Below are 21,072 nucleotides of genomic sequence, written 5' to 3'. Positions count from 1 at the left end.
TGCTCAGCTCCCGATGTGAAATGTCTCAGTGTGGCCGTCGACCGCTAGTGCCTGACCCGTCACCATCTTTGCGGCCGGTGACGCCAGGAAGAGGCACATTTCGGCGATCTCCTCAGGTTCCACGAAGCGCTTGATCGACTGGGATTGGACATATTCCTCTTGGACGAGTTCGATCGCGACGCCGCGGCTGTCGGCCTCAGCTTTGATAACCTGCTGCATGCGCGCGCCGTTGACCGAGCCTGGGCAAATCGCATTGGCGCGTACGTTGAAGGGGCCGAGCTCGACGGCGAGCGATTTTGTGAAGCCGATGACGGCCCATTTCGCTGCGGCATAAGCCGTTCGCAGCCCATAGCCATACAGGCCCGCGGTCGAAGAGATGTTGACGATGCTGCCGGAGGCCTGGCGCTTCATGACCGGAGTGGCACGCCTGGCACAGAGGAACTGCGCATCAAGACAGATGCCCAGACATTCTCGCCAGTCTTGAAGCTTGACCTCCTCGACATAGCCGGTTGGACCCTTGGTGCCGGCGTTGTTGATCAGAACATCGAGGCCCCCGAGATCGCCAAGGGTATCATCGAACCAATCGTCGACCGCTTTCTCGTTGGCCAGGTCCACTTTTCTGGCCACGATCTGCGGGTATGTCTGTGCAGCATTTTGCAACGCTCGCTCGTCGACGTCACAAATATGGACCTTGGCCCCGCTATCGGCGAAAGTCTTTGCGATCGCCAAGCCAATGCCCGACCCCCCCGCCGTGATCATCACTCGCTGGTTCATTTTTTTCTCTCTATTTGTACCGGGGCGACCGGCGCTATCTCGGAAGGCATCATCGATACTCGTCGGTCGTATTCTGATCGTCGGCGTCAGCCTCAAAAGGCTGTTCGAGAAGCAGCCAACTTGTTTGCGAATTTTGGAGCGCCGACTGTGGCTGCTGACTGCAGGGTCGTCAGCGAGAAAGCTCGCCTCCGTCCACGACGATGTTGGATCCATTCACGTACGAGCATAGGCCCGAGCACAGTGCCACGGCGACGTAGGCGATCTCCTGCGGTTGTGCGAAGCGTCCCATCGGGATAGCCGCTTCATAACCGGCACGTATGGCTGCAGGGTCAGTTCCAGACTCCCGCGCAACATTGGCCGTCGTCGTCGCTACCATCTCCGTATCGACGCTTCCGGGCGAAATGGTATTCACGCGTATGCCCCGCGGTGCGAGTTCCCCCACCAGCGCATCTGCCAGCCTGAGCACACCGGCCTTTGAGGCACAATAGGCTCCCCAAAGCGGCCACCCTTTCAGGCCATACTGTGACGCGATGAGGACAAGGTTGCCGCCGTGACGCAGATGCCGTGATCCCTCCCGCGCGACAAGAAAAGCGCCTATCACGTTCACTTCCAGCACACGCCGAAAGTCTGCCACTGGCATGTCGGCCAGGGGGGCGACGGCGCCGATGGCCGCGGCGTGGACGACGTCGTCGATCGGGCCGTCGGCTGCTATCTCGGCCAAGGCGCGTTTGACGGATTCTTCATCCGCTATGTCGCAGCCCCGAACGGTTTCAGACGAATTGATATCGAGGCGGAAAACCGTTGCGCCGGCCTGGTCGAATGCGTCGGCGATCGCCTTACCAATTCCGCGGGCAGCGCCTGTGACAACGGCGCGTCGTCCAACAAGCAGCTGTGGAACTTGAAAGGGGGAGGAGGACCTCTCCTGGGATGGGTGGTCGAGTGGCATATCGTGGCTCCGGCAAAGCGATTTTCGCTATGACCAAGGCTATGTCACTGGTCGCTGTGCCGCCAATGGTGCCGACGGTCACTATTCATCGCATCACTGCGCAGACCAGCGTTTCGGATGGTGACCGTCGGCACCATTGTTGGCGTCTCAGAGGCTGAATTAGGTTCCTGCCACGATCACGTTTGTCTTGCGGGAGCCATTGCCATGAAGTCGGATACCCTTCCCAAATGCTGCATCATCGGAGCAGGCTGCAGCGGGATTGTCACCGCCAAGTCACTCACCGAGCGCGGCATTCCCTTCGACTGGTTCGAAATGAGCGATCGGGTTGGCGGTCAGTGGGCATTCGAGAATCCAAATGGCAAGTCGGCAGCCTATCGGTCGCTGCACATCGACACCTCGAAGCTGCAGTTGCAGCTGGCAGATTTCCCAATGCCTGCCGATACCCCGCACTATCTGCACCACACGCAGGTGCTGGCCTACCTGCTGTCCTACATGGACCACTTCGGCCTGACCGGTAAGGTCGAACTCAACACCGAGGTCAAGAAGGCCGATCGCGATGCCGACGGCACCTGGCAGATTCGCTTGGGCGATGGGCAGACGCGCTCATACGACGCCTTGTTCGTCTGCAACGGGCACCATTGGGATTCGCGTCTGCCCGACCCCGCCTATCCAGGCAAGTTCGACGGGATGCAACTTCACTCGCACGGCTACCGCGACCCTTTTACGCCGGTTGATTTCAGGGGCAAAAACGTCCTTGTTGTCGGCATGGGCAATTCCGCGATGGATATCGCCACTGAACTCTGCCCGCGCCATATTGCGAAGAAGCTCTTCGTAAGCACGCGTCGCGGCGCGCATATCTTCCCGCGCTTCCTCCTCGGCAAGCCTGCCGACAAAGGCAAGCTCTATCCTTGGCTGCCGCTGTCGCTGCAACGCTGGGTCGGCCGACGGATATTCCATTTCGCGGTCGGTCACATGGAAGATTTCGGGCTGCCGAAGCCGGATCACCGGGTTTTCGAAGCGCATGTCTCGGTCTCGGACACATTCCCGACGATGGTCGCTTCGGGCGATATCGAAATTCGTCCCGGGATCAGGGAGATGGACGGTGACCGCGTCGTCTTCGAGGATGGTCGCCGCGAACAGATCGATATTATCGTCTGGGCCACCGGCTACAAGGTTACCTTTCCATTCTTTGACCCATCCTTCATCGCGGCGCCGGGCAATCGCCTCCCTTTGTTCAAGCGCGTCCTCAAGCCAGGGATCCCGAACCTCTTCTTCATCGCCTTGGCCCAACCCAGTATCACGCTGTTCGCGCTTGCCGATCGACAGGCAAAGTGGATCGCGGCATATCTGGCGGGCGACTATGCGCTGCCAGACGTGGAAGAGCAGAAGCGCACCATTGTCGTCGATGAAAAGAAGCACATGAGCCGCTATTACGCGTCGGCCCGACACACGATGCAACTCGACCAGGACATCTATTTCTCGGAGCTGGACGGCGAACTCAGGCGAGGCCGAAAGCGCGCCCGTTCCCTTGGCTTCGGCCGCACCCGGCTGCCGGTTCCAAGGCTCGCTGATGTGGAGTTTCGCCCTGCAGCCGAGTGAAGGGCGCTATCAAGCGCCAGTCGCCCGCAAGTGCTGGACATAAGTGAGAAAGAGCTCGCGTTCAGTGGTGATGTCGAGCTTCTGGTAGAGGCGAAGTCGGTGGTTCTTGATCGTTCCGCGTTTGACACCGAGGCGGTCTGCGATGCTGGCGATCGGATGGCCTTCGAGAGTCAACTCGACGATTTGCCGTTCGCGGTGGGTAAGAACCGAGAGCCAGGCATTGCGATCTGCACGGGGTGCATGCATGGCAGAAACCTCGACCTGGTCGCATTGGCCACCCGGCGCCGCACCGAAATCGGCGCCCAGTGCTGATCTGACCACGAGCCGGCCATCAGGAAGCGATGCCTGCCTCTTGCCGGTGGTGGAGAGCTCAACCAATGCCTCCACCAGCCCACCGTTTGGCTCGGCCACCAATCTGCGCCAAGCGCTGTTTGCGGCAAGTTCGTCGCCTCGCCGATCGAGAAGTCGCAAGGGCTTCTCGGTGGCATCAGCCGCCAGGCCATGACTGATGATGGCCTTCAGATGGGCATCGTGCAGCCCGGCCAGCAAGGGGAAGGCATTCTCGATCGTCGCAAGTTCCGCCGCGCTGAATTCGCCAACGGCCCGGTCGACAATGAGCGTCGGACTGGCTCCCCCGATCGGCGGCAAAAACACTGCAATCTCGTCGCTGATGCTGGCCGCCCGCAGGAACTCCAGGGCATAACGGCTCTTCCACATCTCGGCCGGTGCCAGTCGGCGCAGCGAACTGACGGTCGGTAATCCAACGCTGCGCCAATAGTCATGAAACGGGTCGAGCGTGTAGAGACCTGACGCGTAAGGCGCAGCAACCTCACTGCGGATCTCGCGCGGGATGATAAGGTCCGGCGCTCCAGAACTCGAATACCGAACCAGAGAAAGCTGATCGGCCTCGACCAAAGAGGCCGTCACCTCGAGCAATCGGTCATAGAAAGCTTCATCGCCGATTGCCGCGCTTGCGCGTCCGATCGCGGTGCAGAACCCCAGCCTCGCCATGCTATTCGGCATCTCAAACCGAATCTGGGTGTGATCTGGAGTAGACCTGCTCACCGGAGAATGAACATTCATCTCGCCTCATTGGCCGAGTGGCCTAAAAATTGGTCAGCCGGCCAATTCTTGATCCTTTTGGCCAAATATGTCAATGTGCACTCATGGGTCTGACAAAAATCAGTGACATTCGACGCCGTGAGTTGCGCCATGCAGCCTTTGAGGTGCTCCAAAGCGAGGGTGTGGCTGGAGCTACAATTGAGAAGGTGGCGCAGAGGGCAGGTGCCTCAAAAGGCATTGTCCATCACTATTTCAAAACAAAGCAGGAGCTTTTCGAGCACACGATGCGCCATTCGAACTCCCTGCTGCGTGACGAGGTCATCCGGCGGATGCGTTTGGCTCGTAGCTCCGACGAACGCCTGTGGGCGATCATTGCCGGCAATTTCAGTACCGCGTTCTTCACGCCGGGAATTTGCCATGCCTGGCTGGCGCTCTGTGCCGAAGTTCCGCGCGAGCCGCAGCTGGCGCGTATCCAGCGCGTCGTCCACGCCCGCATGCACTCGAACTTGATGAGTGCATTGTCCGGACTGGTCCCAGCCGATCAATGCGAGGCCGTGGCGCTCGGCATAACCACAATCATCGATGGCCTATGGCTGAGACTCGGATTGCGACCGGCAAAAATTTCTGCCCTCGAAGCGCTAGAGCAACTGAGCGACTACCTGGCTCACCGCATTCCTCACATACGCTGGGATGAACATCTGTCGCGCACCGATCCCGGCCGTCAGCTGGGCTGAGGTTGTGCTGCATGGCAGATCGCTTGCAGAGCCGGATGGTGACCGTTGGCACCGACATTTGCTGGTCGTTGAAATTTGACAACCTCAGGCCGCGTAGCATGGACCGCCGCGAGGCGTCATCGGAAGCCGGGGTCAGGTATGGCGCGGATCGCGGCACTTTTGCCAGCAACCGACGTTCGCTGTTCGGGCATGCGCCTTTACCATCTATGCCGGCAATCCCGCCAATCGCATGGCGTCAGTGACGTCGTCGATGATATCAGGCGCAAGTCCGACGGCAGTGGACCAGCGGCCGATGGTGAATTGCGGGTCGAGTGACAAAAGCCGAGTGGCCGCGGCTTTTGCCTCCTCGATCCGCCCGAGCCTCGCCAGCGGCGCGGCCAGCCAGCCGTGCAGGATGCTGAAGCCGGGGTTCATCTCCACCGCCCGCCGGCCGGCAGCAATCGCCTGCTCGTGGCGGCCGTGGAGAAAATTGCCGAAGCCGATGATGCCTTGCGGCACGCAGCTCATGGTGTCCAGCGGGTTGAGCCGTAGCGCCTGCTCGCCCCAATCGATGGCGCGGGCCGCATCGCCGCTATAGGCCACCGGTACGCAGCCAAACGCATAGACGAAGGCGCAGGAGGCGCTGAGCCCGAGCGCCTGTAAGAAGGCCTCGTCAGCGAGCCTGCGGTCATGCTCGACCAGACCGATGGTGAAACCGGCCAAGGCCAGCGCCATCGCGTCCCCTGAGCCGTGCTCGATCGCGGCATGGGCATGGCGGGCCGCCTTATCGCGGTGCTCCGCCTGCAGGCCGCCGCGAATAAACAGCGTCTGGTGCGCCCAGGCGGCGAAGCCGTGGGCAAGCGCATAGTTAGGCTCGATGGCCAGGGCCTGGTCGAGCAGCGGCAGGCCCTTGGCGGCGCCCTGGGGCATGAAGGTGTAGACATCGGGCAGCGCGCGCAGCAACAGGTCATAGGCGTCGAGGCTGTCGGGGCGCTGGCGCTTGACGCGTTCGATCTCGGCCCGGCGCAGATTGGGCTCGATGGCCGCGACCACGCTGACGGTGATCTCGTCCTGCAGCGCGAACACGTCGGTCAGGTCGCGGTCGTAGCGTTCGGCCCACAGATGGCTGCCGTCTTCGGCGTCGATCAACTGGCCGGTGATGCGTACGCGGTTTCCCACCTTGCGCACGCTGCCTTCCAGCACATAGCGCACGCCGAGCTCGCGCCCGACCTGCTTCACGTCCACGGCGCGGCCCTTGTAGGTGAAGGAGGAATTGCGCGCGATGACGAACAGCCACCTTATGCGCGACAGGCCGGTGATGATGTCCTCGACCATGCCGTCAGCGAAATAATCCTGTTCCGGATCGCCGCTCAAGTTCAAGAAGGGCAGCACGGCGATGGAGGGACGGGCGGGAATGCCCAGGCCAGCCATCGGTTTCTCCGCCGGTGCCGTCGCCCCCGTTTCCGTCGACTGGGCCTCCTCGCGAACGGTGCCGACGAAGCGAAAGCCCCGGCGCAAGATGGTACGGACGAGGCGCTGCTCCTCGCCGCTGTCGTGGAGCGCATTGCGGGCAGCGTTGACGCGGCTGGCAAGGGTGGCATCGGAAACGATGCGGCCCTGCCAGACCGCGTCGACCAGATCGTCCTTGCTGACCACCCGTTCGCGATTGCGGAGCAGATATTGCAAGAGGTCGAACACCTGCGGCTCGACCGGGATCAGGTCGTTGCCGCGGCGCAGTTCGCGCCGATCGCCGTCCAGAGCAAAATCCTCGAAATGATACGGCAAATGCTGGCTCCAGACCGTGGGAATGGCGACTCCGAACACTCTAGCCGCGTCGCGGACTCAAAATCAAAGCGATCTAAAGGTAAAATCAAGCGGGCCTGAAGGCCGCCTCAAAGCGCGCCCGCCGGCCCTGACGCATAGTCCTCCTGCAATCAACGCAAACAACGCTTTTGAAAAAGGAGAACTCAAATGTCGAACACTGCAGCAAAGTCCGTCGTCCTCGTGCATGGCGGCTTCGTCGATGGCTCCGGCTGGGACGGCGTCTACCAGATCCTCAAGAAGGACGGCTATGACGTCACCATCGTCCAGAATCCGACGATCTCTTTAGCCGACGACGTCGCGGTCACCAGGCGCGCCATTGCCGCCGCTCCCGGCAATGTCATCCTGGTCGGACATTCCTACGGCGGCGTCGTGGTGTCGGAAGCCGGCACCGATCCGAAGGTGGCGGCTGTGGTCTATATCGCGGCCTTCGCGCCGGATGCCGGCGAATCGGTTTCGAGCCTGATCGCCAACCCGCCGCCCGGAGCGCCGGTGCCGCCGATCCTGCCGCCCGTCGACGGCTTCCTGATGCTCGACAAGGAGAAGTTCGCCGCCTCGTTCGCTGCCGATGTCCGTCCTTCGCTCGCCGCCTTCATGGCGGATTCGCAAGTTCCGTGGGGTGTGGCGGCGCTCGAAGGCAAGGTCACCGCTCCGGCCTGGAAGGCAAAGCCCTCATGGTATCTCGTCGCCACCGACGACAGGATGATCCCGCCGCCGGCGCAGCGCCAGATGGCCAGCCGCGCTAAAGCGACGACCGTCGAGGTGCCCGGCAGCCACGCCGTCTACGTCTCCGATCCCAAGGCGGTTGCCAGCCTCATCGAGCAGGCGGCGGCCGGCAAGAACTGAACCCGATCACCTTCGACGGACTGCCAGGGCGCCTAAGCGGCGCCCTGGCCTTTTTTGCTGTTCCGGGGACCATCCGTGACACCAAGGAATTGCGATCGCGAAACCGACGGAAGGGCTCTGCCAGGCCATAGATGTCGACAGGCCGCATGACACGCGCAAAAAGACGAAAAATGCATATCGAAGCGCTTGCGCAAGCGCTTCGATTGGATTAATTCAATCTCCGTGACGAATTTGGTGATGCAGAACCGCACTGCCGTATTCGCCTTCGGAGGATCAGCAACAGCCCTTGCCGGCACACGTCGCGCCCGCGCTTCGTGGCGACCTGATGCTGCCTGTGAATAGTCAAACCGAACGGGAGGAACCGATGAACTTCAAGCAGAACGGACTGTCTCGCCGCACCTTCGTGAAAGCTTCGGCGGCGCTTGGCGCCACGGCCGTGGCGGCTGCGTCAGGGGTCAAGATGGCGCGGGCCGCACCCGCCGAACTCCGGTATTTCTACCGGGCGCCGTGGCCCTCTTCCGAGGTCTACGCCAACTGGCTGATCGACGAATGGAACAAGAAGAACGGCGACCGCGTCCATGTTACCGGCGCCAGCGTCGACGGCGAGACCTACAAGACCAAGCAGACAATCGAACTGTCTTCGAGCAATCCGCCGGATCTTTTCTATTCCTGGGAAGGCGGACGCGGCAAGGAGATCGTCGACAACGGTTTCTCTGCCGATCTGACGCCCTATTACGAAAAATATGGCTGGGACAAGAAGCTGAACCCGGCCGGCGTCACGCTGTCCGTCTACAACGGCAAGAAGCATTTCGTGCCGACGGAGATGTGCGCCTCGGTGGTCTGGTACCGCAAGGACATCTACGAGAAGCTCGGGCTCAAGGTTCCAACCACCTGGGACGAACTCATGGCCAATGCCCAGAAGGGCAAGGAAGCCGGCCTTGCCGCCTTCATGCTGGCCAACCAGAAGAAGTGGCCCTCGCAATTCATGTGGTCGGCGATCCTGGTCAACAAGCATGGGCTGGACGTCTATGACGGGCTGATCAACGGCACCATTCCGTGGACCGACCCGCGCGCCGTCGATGTCACCGCCATGATGCAGAAACTGGCTCAGGACGGGATGTTCGAGCCGTCGTTCAACTCGATCGATCTCGGGCCCGCCATGGTGCCGTGGACGCAGGGGCACGGCCTGCACTGGTATCAGGGCTCGTTCAATCTCGGCCGCTTCCGCGGCGACCAGCCGCAATGCTGCGTCGTGCCGATGGACTTCTTCCCGATGCCGGCTTTCCCGGGCAAAAAGCCGGTGATGTCGGTGTTCGCCGAGGACACGATCATGATCCATGCGAACAGCCCGAACAAGGATGCAGCGGCGGAGTTCCTGGACTGGATGGTGTCCGACGCAGCGATGAGCAAGAAGCTCGAGATCGACAAGCCTTTCCCGTCGAACGTCAATTCCGACCTGTCGCGGCTGAGCGAGATGGAACAGCGGCTGGGCAAGGCAATGGCGGAGTCCGGCTCCTTCACCTTCATGCATGTCGACCACGCCACGCCGCCGGCGATCTCGGACAAGTTCCTCGACGGCGTCCAGGGTGTGCTGGCCGGCGCCATGTCACCCGAAGACGCCATGAAGCTGACCGAGGACGAAGCGGCGCGCGTCAAGAAGTCCTAGGCGATGACCGAGCGGGAGAAGTGCTGCGCACTTCGCCCCGCATCCTCCCCGGCGGCGGCGCTTCAGTGCGCCGCCGCAACGCGACGCCGCCCGTCCATTTCCGAAATCAAATCGAAAGGCGCAACCATGGCCAGCAGCGCAAGCCGCTTCGATGACGGCACCTTCGTCGGCTTCGCCCGCCGGCATGTGTTCGTGACCGTGTTCGGCGTCGCCGTGCCGTTGCTGGTGTTCGCCTGTTTCATCGGCTACCCGATCGTCTACACGATCTACCTCAGCTTCTTCGAATGGAACGGCATGGCGCCGCAGAAGAAATTCGTCGGCTTCGCCAACTACGCCTACCTCCTCCATGACAAGTATTTCTACATAGCGCTGGTCAACAACGCCAAGTGGCTGGTCGTTTCGCTGGTCTTTCCGGTCTCGCTCGGCTTCCTCATCGCCTATGTGATGAAGGCGCGGCTGGTGTTTGCCCCGTCTCTGCTGCGCACGATCGTCTTCTTTCCGGTGACCATGTCGCTGATCGCGGTCGGGCTGATGTTCCTGCTCATCCTCAATCCGGTGTTCGGCGCCTTCGACACCTTGCTGCGGTCGGTCGGGCTCGGCTTCCTGGTGCATGAATGGTTCGGCGACTACCGCATCGCACTTTACACGCTGGCGGTCATTTCGGGCTGGGCCTTCACCGGCATGCCGATGATCTTCTACTTCGCCGGCCTTGGCGATGTTCCGAAGGAAACATTCGACGCCGCACGCATCGAGGGTGCCGGACACTGGCGCATGATCCGCAGCGTTGCCCTGCCCCAGTTGCGCCCCGTCACCGCGATCATCGTCATGCTGACGCTGTTTGAATCGCTGCGAGCCTTCGACCTGATCGCGGTGCTGACCAAGGGCGCGCCGTTCGGAATGACGAACGTGCTCGGCTATCTCGTCTACATGGAGAGCTTCTGGAACTCCCGCTTCGGCTACGGCGCCGCACTCAGCGTCGTCATCCTGGTGATTGCGGGATCGCTGGCAGCTCTCCTGCTCGGCAAGGTTCTGAAGGGTGCCTTCGATGTCTGACGCGACCCTGAACGCCAGCGCCATGCGCCGCGGCAGCTTCGCCTCGGTCCTGCCCAAACTCGCCGCGACCCTGCTCATGCTGGTGCTGGCGGCGGTATGGCTCGGACCGCTGCTCCTGATCGTGATGACGTCGATCAAGTCGAACGCCGAGTTCCTGGCCGGACCCTTCGCCTTGCCCAGGTCGCCGACCATCCAGCCCTATATCGACGTCTGGTTCGGCCTCGGCTTCGGCACGCTGTTGAGGAACAGCCTGATCTATGCCACGGCCGGGTCCGCGCTGGCCGTAACGCTGGCGCTGGTTCCGGCCTTTGCGCTCAGCCGCATGAACGTGCCCGGCCGCAAATGGATCTTCGGCCTGCTGCTGACCGGCCTGATGCTGCCGCAGCAGACGGTGCTGATCCCGCTCTACGACACTTTGCGCACCTTCCATCTGCTGGACACCAAGATCGGCCTGATCATCGTTCACGGCGTCTATGGAATGCCGCTGCAGGTGCTGATCCTGCGCGGCTTCATGACGACGATCCCGCCGGAAATCGAGAAGGCCGCCTATGTCGAGGGCGCGACCGACTTCCAGGTTTTCTGGAAGGTGATCCTGCCGCTGTCGGTTCCCGGCATTCTGGTTGGCTACACGCTGAACTTCATCGCCATCTGGAAGGAGTTCGTGTTCGGGCTGGTGTTCCTCAACAGCGAGGAGAATTTCCCGGTGACAGTCGGCATGCTGAAGCTGAACAGCGACCGTTACCTTGCCGTCTTCAACCTGCCGGCGGCGGGCCTCGTCATCTCGCAATTGCCGATCGTCATCCTGTTCATCCTGACCTACCGGCAGATCTCGGGCGGCAATCTCTCCGGCGCCGTGAAGGGCTGATTTCGATGACTGTGCAACAAGGACTTTGTAATGGCTGAAGTGTCCCTGAAGGACGTCGAGAAGCGCTATGCCATGGTGCCGGTTCTGTCCGGGCTGAACCTGGACATTGCCGATGGCGAATTCACCGTGCTGGTGGGACCGTCCGGCTGTGGCAAGACGACGACGCTGAACATGATCGCCGGGCTGGAATCGATCACCGGCGGCACGCTTCGCATCGGCGCACGCGACGTCACCACGCTGCCGCCGAAGGACCGCGACATCGCCATGGTATTCCAGTCCTATGCGCTGTTCCCGCATATGACGGTGCGCGACAACATCGCCTTCGGCATGAAGATCCGGAAGACGCCGAAAGCCGAGATCGAAACGCAGATACGGCAGGTGGCGCAGCGGCTGCGCATCGATGACCTGCTCGACAGGCTGCCCAAGGCGCTATCCGGCGGCCAGCGGCAGCGCGTCGCGCTTGGGCGGGCGCTGGTGCGCCGTCCCGGCGTGTTTCTCATGGACGAACCGCTGTCCAACCTCGATGCGAAGATGCGCATCGAGGCGCGCAGTTTCCTGACCAAGATGCACCAGGAGGTCGGAACCACGACCGTCTATGTCACTCACGACCAGGCCGAGGCCATGACCATGGGCAGCAAGATCGTGGTCATGAACGGCGGCAAGATCCAGCAGGCGGCCGCACCGCTCGAGGTCTACAACCGGCCCGCCAACCAGTTCGTCGCCGGCTTCATCGGATCGCCAGCGATGAACTTCCTGCGCCTGCTCTACGACGGCAACGCCCTCCTGGACCAGGCCTGCCGGTTGCGGATCGCGGTTCCGGAGTGCCGGCGCGCGGCGCTTGCCGGCCAGCAGGGAAAAACGGTCACGTTGGGCGTGCGGCCGGAGCATTTCAGGATCCTGCAGCCCGGCGCCATCCCAGGGAGCGATTCGATCGCGTTCAATGTCGATGTGGTTCAGCATCTCGGCCACGAGATTCTTCTCGACCTCAGCGCCGGCGACCACAGATGCATAGCGCGGCTGCCGCCCAGCGACCGTTCCAAGCTTGGGGACGACCGGCTGTTTTCCATCGACATGGACCACGTCCATTACTTCAACGGCGACAGCGGCGAAAACCTCATTGATTATGCCTGGCAACAATGAATAGTCGGCTGCGAGTCGGCGGCCGCGGGACATTCCTGGACAGACAGGTGCCGGATTGAGGTGCGGGGATGGCGAGAAGAGCGGCTATAACGATCACCGACGTCGCTCGCCGAGCCGGAGTGTCCATGTCCACGGTGTCGCATGTCATCAACGGCACGCGCCTCGTCAGCCCCGAAAAAACGGCCTTGGTGAACGAGGCGATCGCGGCAACGGGATATCAGCCAAATGCGCTGGCGCGGTCGCTCGCGCGCAACGTCAGCAACTATGTCGGCATCGCGATATCGGCGATTACCAATCCCTATTTCAGCGACATCATCTGCGCCATCGAGAGCGAGTGCGCGCGCCTCGGCCTGCTGGTCTTCCTCGCCGACACACGCGACGAGCCGGATCACGAACTTGCCGTCGTTCAGGCGTTGCAGGAGCGCAGGGTCGACGGCATCATCCTGGCCCCATGCGGCGACCCCGAAAACAGGACCATTCGCTACCTGGAGACGAGCGGCATTCCGACCGTGCTCGTCGACAGGTTCGCTGAGTCTGCCTTCGACCATGTCGGTGTTGAAAACAAGCATGCTGTCGCCGGTCTGGTTTCACATATGGCGGGACTTGGCCACAGACGGATCGGCATGATCGGCGGTCAGGCAGGGTTCAGCACCACAAGCGAGCGCATCGAAGGCTACAGGATGGGCCTCGAGCGCAATGGCATCGGCTTCGATGCGGACCTTGTGCAGCCTTCGAATAGGAATTTCGAGGCCACTCAGCACGCGGTGGCGACCTTGCTGAGATTGGCAAATCCGCCGACCGGCATCATCACTGGAAACAATCTGACAACGATCGGAGCCGTGGCAGCGATCCGCACCGCGGGCCTGAGAATACCCGAAGACATATCGCTTGCCGGCTTCGACGATTTTGAATGGGCGGATTTTTTCGAGCCTCGGCTGACCTTGGTCGCGCAGCCCTGCACTGAAATCGGCCGCAGAGCTGCGCAGATGCTCGTTGAACGGATCCACGGATTGTCCTCCGCACCGCGGTCCATCAGGCTGAAATCAACCCTGATTGTCAGAAATTCCTGCGCCGCTCCAGTTGGGTCTCCGTCGTGACACGAAAGGCAGCCGCAAGATCGATGCCGTTCATCGCGGAATGGGCAGCCTCATGTTGATGCGGAGGGTTGATCTTTATGGCCCCGCACTCGATCCGCTTCTGGTTGCGTTGCCCTGGTAGATCCCCACATTGTTCCAAGGATGCCTGCGCGAAATTTCGCGCTCAGAGATCACCCTTCCTGACTTTGCCGTAAACGATGTTCCGGTTCGATCCATAATAGACTTGGGCTTCGAAGGAACCCTTGCCGATTGCGGCATTGATGATGCTCCACATATCGTCGGCCGAACGCAGGATGAGTGGCCAATCCATGAAGGTCTCCATGTAGCCATCCGTCGTGATCTCATCGCTGAAATTGGCAAACAGGAATTCGCCCCCAGGCTTGACCAGTTCCAACGCTCTCTGAAGCAGGCGGACGCCGATGGCACGCGGGAGGTAGTCGTAGAGCCCCGATGCGTAGACGAGATCGAATGTACCAAGAGCGTAGGCGCGGCGAAGAATTCCACGTACAGAGCCGTGGAGTGCCTCGACTGCAGTGCCGACAAAGTCGTGGTTCACCGTGGCTACGCTGACGGGGTCTTGATCCAGGCCGACCCAACGCCGCAGTTGTTGCTTGGCGAGCGCCTCGGAGCATTCAGCTTCTCGTAGGTGACCGCATGCAATTGCCAGCACCTCTGCCTTTTCCACCCTGCGGACCGTTTCGTCCACAGTTCTGGTTAGTATGTCCCGGCGCTCGCGCCCCGCCACAGAACTCGCCGCTTCACTGGTATAGGCGTAGATCTGTCGGCCAAGCGAGGTCGACGAAGCAACGATCTCTTCGGCGACGGGGTGCTTGTAGTAAATGTCCAGCAGGCTTGCATCGCCCGAATACCCGCGCGGCTTTTCAACCGACCAGCGCGTGAACGGATCCTGGATCAAATATTGTGCCACGGGATGTTGCTGGGCCAAGGGGATGAGTTTCTGCCAGACCGCAGGAGCAACCTGCCTGCGAAGCTTATGGAGTCTCCCTGCCAGGCGGTCGACAGTCAGGCCGGCCGGTTTGTGCCGCACGAAAGCTTGATTCGCGAGATCCAGCACGAGTGCGAGCTGGGCCGTCCTCTTCCGCAACTCGTCGGTATCGACAGTTTCGTCAGATGTCGTGGCATGCCTCTTCATCAACTTGGTAGTGACGAGGCTGTATTCGTCGAGTTGTAATTCTGCGTTGAGCCGCATGCCGTATACCCTCCGGTCCACGGCGAACAACTATAGACGCGGTGTGGATGATGCGAAATATTTTCATAAAATTTTATGCAGTGGCGGGAGCGCCGGCGTCGACCCGGCTCCGCTAAATCCGGACTACCCGCGTTTACTGGTGATTAGCGATATTCAGCCTTTTTTGCGGACAGTGATGCCTTCATCCTGCGTCCGACAAGCGACCTCGGCTATTGCATTCGCTACCGGGGGTGGCGGAGGAGCGTCATAATGCAACTGACTGAGGAGGTTGCTCAGAGGGTGGTCGCAGCGCTCGCGCGCCCGCGCTGGCATTCGCCCGATCCGACACTTTTGGCGAGGTTCCTCCAGAAGGAGGCCAGTGAAAACCGCAAGCTCGTGCAATGGGGTATGAGGGCTGCTGTTCTTAGCTATGTGGCTTACGGTCTCTTCGATTGGTTTCTTTTTCCGGACATCGCCGGTCGGCTTGTGCTGACCCGCCTAACGCTGGGGATCACCTCCCTGGTGCTCGTCGAGCTAATCGCCCGACGGGGCTTCGCCCTTACGACCTTACATCTCGTGGCAGCGCTGGCGATTGTGATCGGTGCAGTCGGATGGCTGCTATCTGCTCTTGGAACAGGCCACCAGGCGGCGCTGTCCCACTTTATGGTCTTTGGAACAGTATTTATTCTTGGAGCGAACTTATTCTTTAACTTTCGTTTCTGGCTTTCAGCGATTTCATCGGCGACGGTGACCATGAGCTTCATGGGCGCAGCGCTTTTTTCCCTTCAGACCGACGTCGTCGCCCGCGTCGTGCTGTCAGCCTATTTCGTGAATTGCCTGGTGCTGTCGCTCTACCTTTCCTGGCGACTTAGCGTAGAGCGGTACCAAACTTTCCTGCATGCACTTCGGGCGCAAATTCAAGAACAGGCTGCTATCAAGAAGGGGCAAAAGCTGACGGAAATCGCGGATACGGATCCGCTCACGGGAATGAAAAATCGCCGGGCGATCATTCGAGAATTCTCGGAGATGCGCAACGAGTGGGCCACGGACGACGACGAAATAGGCCTCATTCTGATCGACGTGGACTACTTCAAGAGATTCAATGATGGACTTGGTCATCAGGCCGGCGATGATTGCCTGATCAAACTTGCCCATGTCCTTTCCGAGACGGCAGCTTCGAACAACGCCATCGCGGCCCGCTATGGCGGCGAAGAGTTCGTTGTCCTCTGCAAGGTCACTGGGCGTGCTCACCTCAATGAGCTCACGCAGCAGTTTTGTCGCGCCGTAGAGGATTTGCATATCCACCACCCCGATCGGGGCGACAAGCTAAACATCGTCACCATCAGCGCCGGCGCCTCGTTGACGCGCGCCGATCAAAGCATGGAACTTCGCATCCTGCTGCAGGAAGCTGATCGCGCCCTCTACACGTCCAAGTTTGCCGGCCGCGCAACGTTCACTATTTACGATCCGCACGCTACCGACCGAGATCGCTCCAGCGAAAATCTCTCAGAACTGTTGAAGCTCGCAGTTTCCAAGCAACTCGTTTCCGTGGCCTATCAGCCAATTTGCGACCTGGCGTCAGGACGACTGTTGGGCCATGAGACGCTCATGCGCGTGTGCGACTTCGACGGCACTATGATCAGTCCGTCCGTGTTCATACCGGTTGCCGAGCAAACTGGCGCGATCGTGGAACTGGGTACCTGGTTAATTGATCAAGCCTGCAGTGACATGGTGGAATATGGATTGGGCTCGGTCGTGACGGCGAACGTATCAGTTCGTCAGCTCAAGGCTCCTAATTTTTCACTGCGAATTACCGAGATCCTCGGTCGGCACGGCCTTGCGCCACAGAAGCTTGCCATTGAGATCACCGAAGGAAGCGACATCTTTCTGGAGGCGCAAGCCGTAAGAAACATGGAGCGGCTGCGAAACCTGGGCGTTCAAATCTGGCTGGATGACTTCGGAACGGGATTTGCAGGCCTTTCCTGGCTCCGCCGTTTCAAATTCGACGTCGTCAAGATCGATCGCAGTTTCCTCCACGATTGCCAGACATCTCGTGGCCTAAGCCTGTTGCAGGACATGGTCGGGCTTCTGCGCAATCTCGACCATGCCGTGCTCGCGGAAGGCGTCGAAACTGAAGAGCAGCAGATGTTGCTGCAGCGCCTGGGCGTCCATTCGATACAGGGTTTTCTCACGGGTCATCCCGTCCCAATCGAAGAGATAAACCAAGTTAGACCAGGCCTCGTCGCCTAGCACGGCCGCGGTCGCGGCAGCGATCTCGACAAGTGCGCATTCGCCGATCTTTGAACAAGCTTGCAATTTGGAATTAAGGCTCTTTGCTAGGCCCCGGACCCGGTTGATGGCAACTTATCCGATGCGATCACCGCCAAGGCTGAGAGATCGCCCGAACGGGCCGGCGTTTTGCGCCGGCCCCTTCGTACGCGGATCAAGCTGCCTTGATCTTCATGTCTTCTTCGCTGCGCACCATCTTCGTCACGCCGGCGAAGTCGAGCTTGCCGGAACCGAGGACCGGCACTTTCGCAACGATGCGCACTTCGGCCGGCACCATCAGGTCCATGGCGCCGTTGGCCTTGGCGAAGGCCAGGAATTCGGCGCGCGTGGCGTTGGGCGCCTCGGTGATCAGGATCAGCTTTTCGCCCTTGCGGGCATCCGGCACGGTGGCGACGGCCGACAGCGATCCCTTCCACAATTCGCCGGCCAGCACTTCCACGGCCGCCAGCGAGATCATCTCGCCGCCGATCTTGGCGAAGCGCTTGGCGCGGCCGCGAATGGTGATGAACCCGGCCTCGTCGACGGTGACGACGTCACCGGTGTCATGCCAACCGTCTTCCAGCGGCTCGAGCACGCCCGGCTTCTCGGCGCGCAGATAGCCCGACATGACATTGGGGCCGCGCACATAGAGCCGTCCGCCATCATCGACGCCGGGCACCGGATCCAAGCGATACTCCATGCCGGGCATGATTTTGCCGACGCTGCCGGACCTGTTGTACATCGGCGTGTTGATGGAGATCACCGGTGCTGCTTCGGTCACGCCGTAGCCCTCGAGGATGCGCAGACCGAACTTCTCCATATAGGTCATGCGCGTCGCGCCCTTCACCGGCTCGGCGCCGGCAAAACAGTAGCGCACCGAACGGAAGTCGTAGGGGTGTGCCGTGCGCGCATAGCCTGAGAGGAACGTGTCGGTGCCGAAGATGATCGTCGCGTTCGACGCGTAGATCAGTTCCGGCACGATGCGATAGTGCAGCGGCGAGGGGTAGAAGTAGACCGGCACGCCGGAGATCAGCGGCAGCACAGTGCCCGCCGTCATGCCGAAGGAATGGAAGATCGGCAGGATGTTGAAGACCTTGTCGCCCGAATGGAAGTCGATGCGCGAGGCGGCCTGGGCGGCATTGGCCAGGATGTTGCGGTGGGTCAGCACCACGCCCTTGGGCGTGCCTTCCGAACCTGAGGTGAACAGGATCACCGCCGCATCGTCGGGCTTGCGGGCAACCCGCGGCGTGCTCTTGCGCAACAGGCCGAGCAGCTTGTCCTTGAGACCGATGCTGGCCCGCAAATCGTCGAGCCAGACGATGTCCACCGCGCGGCCGAGCTCCTCGACCACCGCACCGAGCTTTGCCTGTTCGACAAAGGCGCGCGAGGTGAGCACGGTCCGCACGTCGGCGGCCTTGCAGGCCGAGAGGATGTTCGCGGCACCAGCGGTGAAGTTGATCATCGCCGGAACCTTGCCCGCCGACATGACGCCGAGCAACGTCGCGCAAGCGCCGTTGGCGTTGGGCAGCATGACGCCCAGCGTCTGCTGGTCGGCATAGAGGTGTTCGAACTTCTCGCCGAGCACCGCGGCACCCGTCAGCAGCTTGCCGTAGCTCAGTGAACCGGTGACCGGATCCTCCACGGCGAGCTTTTTCATGCCGCGTTCGTCCGCCGTCTGGATGATCTTTTCCAGCACGGTCTTGTCGATGTCCTGGGTGCGGAAGACGAGGTCCGACATGACCTGGTAGAGTGCGGCACCCGCCGCGGCACGGCGCTTGCGGCCCTTCAACTCCGGCGCAACTTCGAGCCTCACCGGCTCCAGAATGGTCACCTTGACCTTCGGAAACAGGCGTCGGCGCACATGCTGTGACGTCAGGCGCGAAAAGTAGCTCTTCTCCAGCCCTTCGATGCGGACCGGTACCACCATCGAGCCGGTCTTGTCAGCGACCATGGCGGCGCCGTCATAGACCTTCATCAGGCCGCCGGTGACGGTGATGCGGCCTTCGGGGAAGATGACCAGCGGATCGCCGCCTTGCACGATCTTGATCAGCGTGCGGGTCGACATCGGCTTGGCCGGATTGAGCGGCAGCGCGCGGGCGAGCTTCAGGAACGGCTTCATCCACCAGGCCTGCGCGATGGTGTGGTCGATGGCGAAGACCGGCTCCTCATCGGTCAGCGTCAGCGCCAGCGGACCATCGAGGAAGCTGACATGGTTGAGCGCCAGGATCGGGGCCGGGCCAGCGGCCTTGAGGTTATCCAGCCCCTCCACCTCCAGATGATGGAAGGCGCGGAACAAGATGGAGACGAAATCGCGGAAAGCGTTCGTCGGCAAATACTTCAGCATCAGCCATGCGGCGACGGCATTGATGACGGCGAGGCCGAACAGCACGCCTGCTATGGAGACGCCGGCTGCCTGGATGGCGGCGACAAGACCGCCACCGATGGTCATGAAGCCGGCGCTGACGACGTTGACCGCGGCGACGACACGGGCACGGCGATCCTCCGGCGCCCACGCCTGCACCGCCGCAAAGGTCGGCACGACGAGGAAGGCGCCGGCAATCGCCAGGCCGGCCAGGTCGATGGCGACACGGATGGTGTTCTGGCCGGCAAAGAAGGCGCTGAGCGTCTGCGCCTGGGCAGAGGCCTGCAGGCCCCAGACGCTCCAGCCGAGATCAAGTCCGAACAGGGCCATCAGGGCCGTGCCGACCGGGGCGGGCAACAGCACCATGCGCCCCTGCGACATCCACGCGGCAATGGCCGAACCGATGGCGACGGCGACCGCGAAGACGGCGAGATAGGCGGTCACGGCGATTTCGGTGCCGCCGAGCGAATCCTTGACCATGGGGGGCAGGATGGAAAGGATGATGGCGCCGACCAGCCAGAACCATGACGCCATCAGTGCGGCCCGCCAGATGCGCTGGTTGGTGCGCAACTCGCTGACCAGCCGCCAGGTGGAGCGCAGGATGTTCTTGTCTATCACCAGGTTCGGTGCGGCCGAGCCGGTCGCCGGGATGTAGCGGCTGACGAACCAGCAACCGACGGCGAGGATCATCATCATCGGACCGAATACGGCGACGCCGATGCCGTCGGACGAGACAATGCCGCCGACGATCGTGCCGCCGAGGATGGCGGCGAAGGTGGCCGACTCGATCCAGGCGTTGGCGCGCGGCAGTTCCTTGCGCTCGAGGTGATCCGGCAGGATGCCGTATTTGATCGGCCCAAACAGCGCCGAAATGACGCCAAACAGGAACAGTGCCGTCAACAGCACCGGGATCGACGAGAGCGCGATGCCGACGACCGCCAGCATGGCGGCGCCGATCTCGACGAGCTTCAACTTGCGCGCCACGGCGGCCTTGTCGAAGCGGTCGGCGATCTCGCCGCCAAGTGCGGACAGAAGCAGGAACGGGGCCATGAAAACAGCTCCCGCGAGCGTTACCAATGACGCCGCCTTGTCCGCAGCCAGTGTGAACAGGATAAGGAACACCAGCGTGTTCTTCAGGAAATTGTCATTGAAGGCCGAGAGGAATTGCGTCCAGAAGAGAGGTGCGAAGCGCCGTGACGTCATCAGGTTGTTGTTCATGGCAATTTCCATTGGGCAAGGCCATCGAGCAATCCGAATGGATCGAGCGGTTGCTTGCGCGGTTTGAGCCTCGTTGTTAGCGGGAACCGGATTAAACTTCGTTACTGCGGTTGATATCCATCAGCAGCTTTTCGGTCTTGGCGTCTTTCAACCTGTTGATGAACGGGCCTGCTTCCTCCGCATCACGCAACGCCTTGGTGATGGTGACGGACGTTCTCCAAATGCTTGAATGGTTGGGAGCATAGCTTGGCATCGATATGATCCTTTCGTTTCAGGGTTAAGTTGGGTCGGCGCTGGCCTGTTTCAGACCGGAAACAATCAGGCTTTTTATTCATCCGTTCGAGCACGCGTCGGCACTGCTCCTGGGCGGTGCGCCATGACCGGTGGTTTGCCTTCCTCCGTGAACGCCGTTCACAAATGCAACATAGCATATCGTGAACGGCGTTCAAGAGA

Annotated in this window: 16 protein-coding genes; 9 read left to right on the top strand and 7 right to left on the bottom strand. The window is 61.2% G+C overall.

All coding sequences use genetic code 11. The annotated features are described in order from the left end of the window. Positions 1-3: 3 nt before the first annotated feature. Both A6B35_RS24585 and A6B35_RS24580 read right to left on the bottom strand, forming a co-directional pair. Positions 4-774 (bottom strand): SDR family oxidoreductase, encoded by a 771-nt coding sequence (locus A6B35_RS24585; protein WP_040584251.1) that lies wholly within the window; start codon positions 772-774, stop codon positions 4-6. 169 nt (positions 775-943) lie between these two features. Further along, the gene (locus A6B35_RS24580) at positions 944-1,720 is read right to left on the bottom strand and encodes an SDR family NAD(P)-dependent oxidoreductase (protein WP_006206574.1); all 777 of its coding nucleotides are present in this window, start codon (positions 1,718-1,720) and stop codon (positions 944-946) included. Between the two features lie 204 nt (positions 1,721-1,924). Between A6B35_RS24580 and A6B35_RS24575 the strand changes: the two genes are divergently transcribed. Next, a complete protein-coding gene (locus A6B35_RS24575; protein ID WP_006206573.1) occupies positions 1,925-3,319 on the top strand; it encodes a flavin-containing monooxygenase in 1,395 nt (464 codons plus the stop codon). A 9-nt stretch (positions 3,320-3,328) separates the two neighbouring features. Here the strand turns inward: A6B35_RS24575 and A6B35_RS24570 are convergent, their stop codons facing one another. Continuing rightward, the gene (locus A6B35_RS24570) at positions 3,329-4,402 is read right to left on the bottom strand and encodes a helix-turn-helix transcriptional regulator (protein ID WP_083209842.1); all 1,074 of its coding nucleotides are present in this window, start codon (positions 4,400-4,402) and stop codon (positions 3,329-3,331) included. A gap of 83 nt (positions 4,403-4,485) precedes the next feature. On the opposite strand from A6B35_RS24570, the gene betI reads away from it, so the two are divergent. After that, a complete protein-coding gene (gene betI, locus A6B35_RS24565) occupies positions 4,486-5,115 on the top strand; it encodes a choline-binding transcriptional repressor BetI (protein ID WP_006206571.1) in 630 nt (209 codons plus the stop codon). A gap of 204 nt (positions 5,116-5,319) precedes the next feature. On the opposite strand, the gene A6B35_RS24560 is transcribed toward betI, so the two are convergent. After that, positions 5,320-6,879, bottom strand: a complete 1,560-nt coding sequence (locus tag A6B35_RS24560; protein ID WP_006206570.1) for a winged helix-turn-helix domain-containing protein — start codon at positions 6,877-6,879, stop codon at positions 5,320-5,322. Between the two features lie 186 nt (positions 6,880-7,065). Between A6B35_RS24560 and A6B35_RS24555 the strand changes: the two genes are divergently transcribed. The 6 genes from A6B35_RS24555 to A6B35_RS24530 all read left to right on the top strand — a co-directional run bounded on the left by A6B35_RS24555 (position 7,066) and on the right by A6B35_RS24530 (position 13,582). After that, complete coding sequence (locus A6B35_RS24555) at positions 7,066-7,761, top strand: alpha/beta hydrolase (RefSeq protein ID WP_006206569.1); 696 nt, start codon at positions 7,066-7,068, stop codon at positions 7,759-7,761. A 364-nt stretch (positions 7,762-8,125) separates the two neighbouring features. After that, positions 8,126-9,427, top strand: coding sequence for an ABC transporter substrate-binding protein (locus A6B35_RS24550; protein WP_006206568.1), 1,302 nt, complete (start codon positions 8,126-8,128; stop codon positions 9,425-9,427). A 126-nt stretch (positions 9,428-9,553) separates the two neighbouring features. Next, positions 9,554-10,480: a carbohydrate ABC transporter permease gene (locus A6B35_RS24545; protein WP_006206567.1), complete on the top strand. Its 927-nt coding sequence runs from the start codon at positions 9,554-9,556 to the stop codon at positions 10,478-10,480. After that, positions 10,473-11,345: a carbohydrate ABC transporter permease gene (locus tag A6B35_RS24540; RefSeq protein ID WP_006206566.1), complete on the top strand. Its 873-nt coding sequence runs from the start codon at positions 10,473-10,475 to the stop codon at positions 11,343-11,345. The genes A6B35_RS24545 and A6B35_RS24540 overlap by 8 nt, the downstream gene beginning before the upstream one ends. A 30-nt stretch (positions 11,346-11,375) precedes the next feature. Then, positions 11,376-12,485 carry an ABC transporter ATP-binding protein gene (locus tag A6B35_RS24535; protein WP_006206565.1) on the top strand — a complete coding sequence of 370 codons (1,110 nt, stop codon included), beginning with the start codon at positions 11,376-11,378 and terminating at the stop codon, positions 12,483-12,485. Positions 12,486-12,610: 125 nt separating this feature from the next. Continuing rightward, positions 12,611-13,582 carry a LacI family DNA-binding transcriptional regulator gene (locus tag A6B35_RS24530; RefSeq protein ID WP_006206564.1) on the top strand — a complete coding sequence of 324 codons (972 nt, stop codon included), beginning with the start codon at positions 12,611-12,613 and terminating at the stop codon, positions 13,580-13,582. A gap of 163 nt (positions 13,583-13,745) precedes the next feature. On the opposite strand, the gene A6B35_RS24525 is transcribed toward A6B35_RS24530, so the two are convergent. Continuing rightward, positions 13,746-14,792 carry a class I SAM-dependent methyltransferase gene (locus A6B35_RS24525; RefSeq protein WP_006206563.1) on the bottom strand — a complete coding sequence of 349 codons (1,047 nt, stop codon included), beginning with the start codon at positions 14,790-14,792 and terminating at the stop codon, positions 13,746-13,748. A 249-nt stretch (positions 14,793-15,041) separates the two neighbouring features. On the opposite strand from A6B35_RS24525, the gene A6B35_RS24520 reads away from it, so the two are divergent. Further along, positions 15,042-17,021, top strand: coding sequence for a putative bifunctional diguanylate cyclase/phosphodiesterase (locus A6B35_RS24520; protein WP_006206562.1), 1,980 nt, complete (start codon positions 15,042-15,044; stop codon positions 17,019-17,021). A gap of 193 nt (positions 17,022-17,214) precedes the next feature. Here A6B35_RS24520 and A6B35_RS24515 read toward each other — a convergent pair whose 3' ends face one another. Together A6B35_RS24515 and A6B35_RS35720 are read right to left on the bottom strand one after the other, a co-directional pair. Then, positions 17,215-20,619, bottom strand: coding sequence for an acyl-[ACP]--phospholipid O-acyltransferase (locus A6B35_RS24515; RefSeq protein WP_065518318.1), 3,405 nt, complete (start codon positions 20,617-20,619; stop codon positions 17,215-17,217). Positions 20,620-20,710: 91 nt separating this feature from the next. Then, on the bottom strand, positions 20,711-20,872 hold the full coding sequence (locus tag A6B35_RS35720) for a hypothetical protein (RefSeq protein WP_006206587.1): 162 nt from the start codon (positions 20,870-20,872) through the stop codon (positions 20,711-20,713). Positions 20,873-21,072: the final 200 nt, after the last annotated feature.

Origin of the sequence: Mesorhizobium amorphae CCNWGS0123, assembly GCF_001686985.1 — a bacterium.
Lineage (GTDB): Bacteria > Pseudomonadota > Alphaproteobacteria > Rhizobiales > Rhizobiaceae > Mesorhizobium > Mesorhizobium amorphae.
This window is presented reverse-complemented; position numbering and strand designations above follow the sequence as displayed.